This window comes from Streptomyces sp. NPDC059456 (assembly GCF_042750055.1).
In the GTDB taxonomy this organism is placed as follows: Bacteria; Actinomycetota; Actinomycetes; order Streptomycetales; family Streptomycetaceae; genus Streptomyces.
Genome location: NZ_JBHYVA010000901.1, coordinates 1 through 2833 on the forward strand (window position 1 = coordinate 1; position 2833 = coordinate 2833).

Genomic DNA, 2833 nt, shown 5'->3' on the forward strand with positions numbered 1-2833 from the left:
CGGCCACAGGCCGTTCGCCCCGTCCCCCCCACCCGGAGGGAAAAGGCAGGAGCCCCGCCACCTCCGCGTGAACGGAGGAGGCAGGGCTCCTTGGGTACTGCTATCCAACCGCGATTTGGTTGGCCCAGGCGACTAGGCCGGGGTGACGTTCTCCGCCTGCGGGCCCTTCGGACCCTGCGTGACGTCGAAGTTCACCATCTGGTTCTCCTCGAGGGAGCGGAAGCCAGAGGCGTTGATCGCGGAGTAGTGGACGAAGACATCCGGGCCGCCGCCGTCCTGGGCGATGAAGCCGAAGCCCTTTTCAGCGTTGAACCACTTCACGGTTCCGGTAGCCATGAGCCCTCCTATGGGCCAAAGGGTCGCCCTGCTCCAGAACCTGCTAAGAAGTCTGAAAACTACAAAAGCCTGCGGGTCACATTCTCCGCAGGCCTCGTACTGCAAGGGAAACCAAACTGCAACTTGCGTCGAGCCTAGCACGCAGAGTGCGGCCGAGACCAGAGGGAAAGATCACGTCACCCGGACGTTTGAGGCCCGCCTGAAGGCTGACGCGGACCCGGGGGCTAGTCTCGCGATGTGGACGTCTATCGCAGCCGGCCCCGTGTCGGCCACATTCAGTTCCTGAACTGCCTTCCCCTCTACTGGGGGCTGGCCAGAACCGGCACGCTGCTGGACCTGGAGCTGACCAAGGACACCCCCGAGAAACTGAGCGAACGCCTCGTCCAGGGGGAGCTCGACATGGGCCCGATCACCCTCGTGGAGTTCCTGCGCAACGCCGACCAGCTCGTGGCGTTCCCCGATCTCGCGGTCGGCTGCGACGGCCCGGTGATGTCCTGCGTGATCGTTTCGCAGGTGCCGCTGGAGCAGCTGCACGGCGCCCGGGTCGCCCTCGGCTCGACCTCCCGTACGTCCGTACGCCTCGCCCAGCTGCTGCTTTCCGAGCGGTACGGGGTCGAGCCGGACTACTACACCTGCCCGCCCGACCTCGGCCTGATGATGCAGGAGGCCGACGCGGCCGTGCTGATCGGGGACGCCGCGCTGCGCGCCTCGCTGCACGACGCGCCGCGGCTCGGGCTCCACGTCCACGACCTGGGTCAGATGTGGAAGGAGTGGACCGGACTGCCGTTCGTCTTCGCCGTCTGGGCCGCCCGCAAGGACTACCTCGCCCGCGAGCCGATCGTCGTGCAGAGGGTCCACGAGGCCTTCCTCGACTCCCGCGACCTCTCCCTGGAAGAAGTCGCCAAGGTCGCCGAACAGGCGGCCCGCTGGGAGGCCTTCGACGCCGATCTGCTCCAGCGGTACTTCACGACGCTCGACTTCCGCTTCGGACCCGAACAGTTGGCCGGTGTAAGGGAATTCGCCCGACGAACGGGACCGACGACGGGCTATCCCGAGGATGTCGCCGTCGAGCTCCTGAACGGGGACGGCGCCCGCGTCTGATCGCTTCGCGTGATCGATAAACCGGGCGGTAGCCAGGGTTCCGGTCCCAGGGGATATGTCGTTTCCCGGGAATTACCCCTCTTTTCGCTTTCCGGACCGGCGGGCAGGAATGCGGAGAGCCCCATTCGGCGCAGCGCGACCCGGCGCGGTCCGGCGCGCCGGAACGGCCGCCGCGGATCCGCCCCGGCGGGCGGGCGGCGGCTCTAAGGTGCTCTTGGCGATCAGCCACCGAACGGGGGAGGGGGACGCGATGCAGCCGCTCGAAGCGGGCGAACCGCGGACCATCGGCGCGTACCGGCTGCTCGGCAGGCTCGGCTCGGGCGGCATGGGACGGGTCTACCTGGGCCGCAGCACGGGCGGCCGGACCGTGGCCGTCAAGATCGTGCACCCGCACTTCGCCTCCGACGAGGAGTTCCGCGCCCGGTTCCGCCGCGAGGTCGAGGCCGCGCGGCGCGTCGGCGGCGAGTGGACCGCACCCGTACTGGACGCCGACCCGGAGGCGGCCGTGCCGTGGGTGGCGACCGGATACGTGGCGGGGCCCTCGCTGGGCGGCGCCGTGGCCGCGCACGGGCCCCTTCCCGAAGCCTCCGTACGGGCCGTCGGGGAAGGCCTGTCCCGGGCCTTGGTGGCCGTCCACGGGCTGGGCCTCGTCCACCGGGACGTGAAACCGTCGAACGTGATGCTGACCCTCGACGGCCCCCGGCTGATCGACTTCGGCATTGCGCGGGCCACCGACGGGACCGCCTCGCTCACCTCCACCGGCGTCTCCATCGGCTCGCCCGGCTACATGTCCCCCGAGCAGATCCTCGGCAAGGGGGTCACCGGCGCCTCGGACGTCTTCTCGCTCGGCGCGGTGCTGGCCTTCGCGGCGACCGGGCATCCGCCGTTCACCGGCGACAACTCGGCGACCCTCCTCTACAAGGTGGTCCACGAACCGCCGGACCTCGACGCGGTCCCGGCCGGCGGGCTGCGCGCGCTGATCGGGGCCTGCCTCGCCAAGTCGGCCGCCGACCGGCCCGCCCCGCAGGCGATCGCGCAGGAGCTCACCGGTTCCCTGCACGCCTCGGGCTGGCTCCCCGCGCCCCTGGTGGAGGAGGCCAGCCGCGCGGCGGTCGCCCTGCTCGACCTGGACGCCGATCCCTCCGGCGGGGGCTCCGGGACGCCCGGCCCCTCGTACGGGCGGCCCCCGTACGACGGCTCGTCCGCGGCCGGGCCGGGCGGAGCCGCAGGCGGGGGCTTCGGCGCACCCGACCCCTCCTACGGGCGGTCCCCGTACGGCGCCCCGTCCGCGGCCGGGTCCTTCGGGGGGTGCGCCGGGGGCGCCACGGAAGGCGCGTCGGGGCCCGGGCCCGACGCCCCCCGGGGGGGTGCGGGTACCACCGGCGGGGGCGTGGGG

Annotated in this window: 3 protein-coding genes; 2 read left to right on the forward strand and 1 reads right to left on the reverse strand. The window is 71.5% G+C overall.

Annotated features, from left to right (window positions below):
• Positions 1 to 132 precede the first annotated feature (132 nt).
• Positions 133 to 336 (reverse strand): cold-shock protein, encoded by a 204-nt coding sequence (locus ACFXA3_RS40275; RefSeq protein WP_030162033.1) that lies wholly within the window; start codon positions 334 to 336, stop codon positions 133 to 135.
• A gap of 237 nt (positions 337 to 573) precedes the next feature.
• On the opposite strand from ACFXA3_RS40275, the gene ACFXA3_RS40280 reads away from it, so the two are divergent.
• Entirely contained in the window at positions 574 to 1437 is an 864-nt protein-coding gene (locus ACFXA3_RS40280) for a menaquinone biosynthetic enzyme MqnA/MqnD family protein (protein ID WP_385196044.1), read from the forward strand.
• A 250-nt stretch (positions 1438 to 1687) separates the two neighbouring features.
• Positions 1688 to 2833 (forward strand): serine/threonine-protein kinase (locus ACFXA3_RS40285; protein ID WP_385196046.1); only part of this gene is annotated, 1146 nt, incomplete at its 3' end.

Coding starts and splice junctions, on each gene's coding strand:
- ACFXA3_RS40275 (WP_030162033.1), bottom strand. CDS start 336: ATGGCTACCGGAACCGTGAAGTGGTTCAACGCTGAAAAGGGCTTCGGC.